The organism is Kitasatospora sp. NPDC056076, assembly GCF_042266305.1.
Lineage (GTDB): Bacteria > Actinomycetota > Actinomycetes > Streptomycetales > Streptomycetaceae > Kitasatospora.
Genome location: NZ_JBHJWG010000108.1, coordinates 1 through 4,611 on the forward strand (window position 1 = coordinate 1; position 4,611 = coordinate 4,611).

The 4,611-nt window shown below is 74.8% G+C and carries 2 protein-coding genes; both read left to right on the forward strand.

The genetic code is table 11. The annotated features are described in order from the left end of the window. On the forward strand, nucleotides 1–241 hold a 241-nt coding region (locus ACFC1T_RS38105; protein ID WP_375897325.1), incomplete at its 5' end, for a BTAD domain-containing putative transcriptional regulator. Nucleotides 242–622: 381 nt separating this feature from the next. Continuing rightward, the coding region (locus tag ACFC1T_RS38110; protein ID WP_375897328.1) for a beta-ketoacyl synthase N-terminal-like domain-containing protein at nucleotides 623–4,611 on the forward strand (3,989 nt) is incomplete at its 3' end.

Consider the following 4,611-nt stretch of genomic DNA (forward strand, 5'->3'; position numbering starts at 1 on the left):
GGACTACTCGGTGGTCGCCGCCGAACTTCCGGCGCTCACCTCGCGATTCCCGACCCGGGAGCGGTTCAGCTGGCTGCTGATGAAGGCCCTGTACCGGTCCGGTCGGCGGGCCGACGCGATCGACGCGTACCACCGGACCCGACGGACCCTGGCGGACGAGTACGGCGTGGACCCGGGCGCCGAGTTGCAGGAGCTGTTCGGCTCGATCCTGCGCGGCGACCCCGTCGCGGGCTGCGCATGAGCACACCGCGACGATAGGCCCCCGACAACGGCCCGGTGGCGACGGCTGACACAGCCGTCGCCACCGGGCCCGCTTTTTCGCCACTTCGATGACATGCTCATGCAATTCCTCTTGCCTTGCAGGCAACTCGCGCTCGCGACCCGGGTTCCGCCCGCACTCCAAGACTCCTCCAAGTGGACTCCAAGTCGACTCCAAGTCACTGCCAAGATCATCCTGGCAGGCTCTCGGTCAACCGAGCCACTGGATCGAGATGAGGCGTCGGCAGCCCTCTCGCCCGAGCCGCTGGGTGGACAGCGACCGCACGCACGCGGCACGCGCAGTAGCCGTCCGCTCCGCCGGACCGGCGAGCACATCAGGACCACGAGGAAAGCCGAGTAGCCAGTGCCGCAGACGAGTTGTGAGCACGACCCGGTCGCCGTCGTCGGGCTGTCCGGCCCGACGCCCGGAGCCGACAGCGACCGGCAGGGCTACGACGGCCCTGACGGCGGCCCCGCGTTCTTCGGGCTTCCGGCCGCCCTGGCCGCCGAACTCGGCCCCGCGGACTGGAGGTTGTCGGAGCTCGCCTGGAGCGCGCTGGAGGACGCCGGGATCCTCCCCGCCTCGCTGCGCGGAAGCCGAACCGGTGTCTTCCTCGCACCGTCGTCGCCGGACCGATCGGCGGAACACTCGTCGGAGCGCCTTGCCGCCGTACTGGGCCTCCACGGCCCGCAGGCCGCTCCCGGACCGTCGGAAGCACCGGTGCAGGCCGCCGTCGCGCTCGCCGCGGAGGCGCTGCGCCGCGGGGAGTGCGACCTCGCCCTCGCCGGCGACGGCGGCACGGTCCTCGCCGTGCTCCGGCGGCTGCCCGACGCGCGACGCGACGACGTCCGGGTCCTGGGTGTGGTCGCCTGCGGCCGACCCGCGTCCGGCCCGGGTGTCCTCGAACTGCTCGGCGCCGTACCGGCCGATCCCCCGGCAGCCCCCGGGGCACGGCCCGCCGCCCGGCCGCTCCTCGTCACGGAGCGCACACCCCTGGTCCTCTCCGCCCGCAGCGACGCCGCCCTGCGGGCCCAGGCGCAGGCGCTCCGCGAGCGGCTGGCGGCCGACCCGGGCCTCCGGCTCGCCGACGTCGGCCACTCGCTGTCCATCACCAGGACGGCGTTCGAGCAGCGCGCCGTCCTGGTCGCCGAGAACCGCGTGGACGCCCTGCACGGACTGCGGGCCGTCGCCGAGGGCGGGTTCGCGCCGTCACTCGTCCGCGGGACGGCGGACACCGGGCGCGGAGTCGTCTTCGTCTTCCCGGGCCAGGGCACGCAGTGGCGGGGCATGGCCCTCGACCTGCTGGAGTCCTCGGAGCTCTTCCGGGACCACATGAAGGCCTGTGAGGACGCCCTCGCACCGTACGTCCCGTGGTCGCTGGCCGACGTGCTGCGCGAGGCCCCCGGCGCCCCCGCCCCGGTGGCGGTGGACGTCGTCCAGCCCGTCCTGTTCGCCGTGATGGTCTCGCTCGCGGCGCTGTGGCGCGCCGCCGGCGTGGCACCGGCTGCCGTGGTGGGCGCCAGCCTGGGTGAGATCGCGGCCGCCCACGTCGCCGGTGCGCTCACCCTGGAGGAGGCCGCCCAGGTCGTGGCGCTGTGGAGCCGGTCGCAGGCCGCCGCAGCCGGACAGGGCGATCTGGCCTCCGTCCTGCTGCCCCGCGAACAGCTGGCGCCGCGGCTCGCCCGGTGGCAGGGCCGACTCGTCGTCGCCGGGACCAACGGCCCGCGATCCACGCTGTTCTCCGGTGACCGGGGGGCCGTGGACGAGCTGCTGGCCGAACTGGCAGCCGAGGGGGTGCGGGCACGACGTCTGAGCAACGGACTCGCCGCACACTCCCCCGCACTCGGCCTCGACCGCGACGGCATCCTCGACGGCCTCGCCGCGATCCGCCCGCGCAGCTCCGCCGTACCGTTCTACTCCTCCTCGACCGGCGGGCTCCTGGACACCGCGGCCCTGGACGCCGCGTACTGGCTGCGGAACATCACCAGCGAGATCCGCTTCGAGGACGCCACCCGCGCGCTGCTGGCCCACGGGCACCGGCTCTTCCTGGAGGTGAGCCCCCACCCCGGCCTCCTCGGCGGCCTCCAGGAGACCCTGGACGACGAGGGCCTGACGGGCGGCGCCGTCGTCGTCGGCACCCTGCGCCGCGACCAGGGCGGGGCGGACCGGTTCCTCAGCTCGATGGCCGAACTGCACGTCCGAGGGGCCGCACCGGACTGGGCGGCCGCCCTCGGCGGATCCGGCGCACAGCGGGTCCCGCTGCCGACGTACCCGTTCCGCGCCGCCCGCCCGGACACCGCACGACCGGACACCGCCCGCGCGGGCGCCGTCGACGCGACCACCGACCGGGCCCGCACCGCACCACAGGACTGGGTCCGTGACCTCGTCCGCGCCGAGATCACCGCGCTGTGCGGCCACGCGGCGGCCGCCACCCCCGAGGACCGGCCGCTCCGGGACCTCGGGTTCGACTCCGCCATGGCCGTCGAGCTGCGCAACCGGCTCATGGCGGCGACCGGTCTGGCCCTGCCCCTCACCCTGCTCTTCGACCACCCGACGCCGAAGGCCCTGAACCGCCACCTGCTCGCCCGGCTCACCGGAGAGGACGACGCCCCGGAGGCGGAGGCGACCGCCGACGGACAGCCGCCGGTCGTCGGCCACGACGCGGCCGGCGAGCAGGAGCCGATCGCGATCGTCGCGATGGCCTGCCGCTTCCCCGGTGAGGTCCGCAGCCCCGAACAGCTCTGGCGGCTCGTGGCGGACGGCCGCGACGCCGTCTCCTCGTTCCCCGACAACCGGGGCTGGGAGCTGGACTCGCTGTACGACCCCGACCCGTCCCGCAGCGGCCACACGTACACCCGTCAGGGCGGCTTCCTGCACGACGCCGACCGGTTCGACGCCGCCTTCTTCGGGATCAGCCCGCGCGAGGCGCTGGCGATGGACCCGCAGCAGCGGCTGCTGCTGGAGAGCTCCTGGGAGGCGTTCGAGCGGGCCGGCATCGCGCCGGAGTCCCTGCGCGGCAGCCGGACCGGTGTGTACGTCGGCGCGATGACCCAGGACTACGGGGCCCGCATGCACGAGGCGAGCGACCTCGTCGAAGGGCACGTCCTGACCGGCACCACCGTGAGCGTCCTGTCCGGCCGGCTGTCGTACGTGTTCGGCCTGGAGGGCCCGGCGATCACGGTGGACACCGCGTGCTCCTCCTCGCTGGTCGCGCTCCACCTGGCCTGCCAGTCGCTGCGCAGGGGCGAGTGCTCGACCGCCCTCGCCGGCGGCGCGGCGGTCATGGCCGCCCCCGGCATGTTCGTCGAGTTCAGCCGCCAGCGCGGCCTCTCCCCCGACGGGCGCTGCAAGGCCTTCGCAGCCGCCGCCGACGGCACCGGCTGGGGCGAGGGCGTCGGCGTCCTCCTGCTGGAACGGCTCTCCGACGCCCAGCGCAACGGGCACCCGGTCCTCGCCGTGATCCGCGGCTCCGCCGTCAACCAGGACGGCGCCTCCAACGGGCTCTCCGCGCCCAACGGGCCGTCGCAGCAGCGGGTGATCCGGGCCGCCCTCGCGGACGCCCGGCTGGCCGCGGCCGACGTGGACGCGGTCGAGGCGCACGGCACCGGCACCCGACTGGGCGACCCGATCGAGGCGCAGGCCCTGCTCGCCACCTACGGACAGCAGCGGCCGGCCGAACGGCCGCTGCTGCTGGGCTCGTTGAAGTCCAACATCGGGCACACCCAGGCGGCCGCCGGGGTCGGCGGCGTGATCAAGATGGTGCTGGCGATGCGCAACGGCGTGCTGCCGCGCACCCTGCACGTCGACGAGCCCACCCCGCACGTCGACTGGTCCGCCGGTGCCGTCGAACTGCTCACCGAGGCACGGGAATGGCCGGCCGGGGAGCGGACCCGACGAGCCGCCGTGTCCTCGTTCGGAATCAGCGGGACCAACGCGCACGTCATCCTGGAAGAGGCGCCCGCCGCCGAGGAGCCGACGCCCACGACGCCCGCCCCGGCGGTCGTGCCGTGGGTGCTGTCCGCCCGGGACGAACGGGCCCTGCGCGCCCAGGCCCAGCGGCTGCGGGCGGCGGTCGAGGCTCACCCGGAGTGGGAACCGGCCGCGGTGGCCGCTGCCCTGGTGTCGGGCCGGACCGTGTTCGAGCAGCGGGCGGTGGTGATCGGGGAGGACCGCGCGGAGTTGTTGAGCGGACTCGCCGCCGTCGCCGACGGCACCGCTCCCATCGGCAGCGGCAGCTACGAGCGTCCGGTGTTCGTCTTCCCCGGGCAGGGCTCGCAGTGGATCGGCATGGGAGCCGAACTCCTCGACACCTCAACGGTGTTCGCGGGATCCATAGCCCGTTGCCAGGAGGC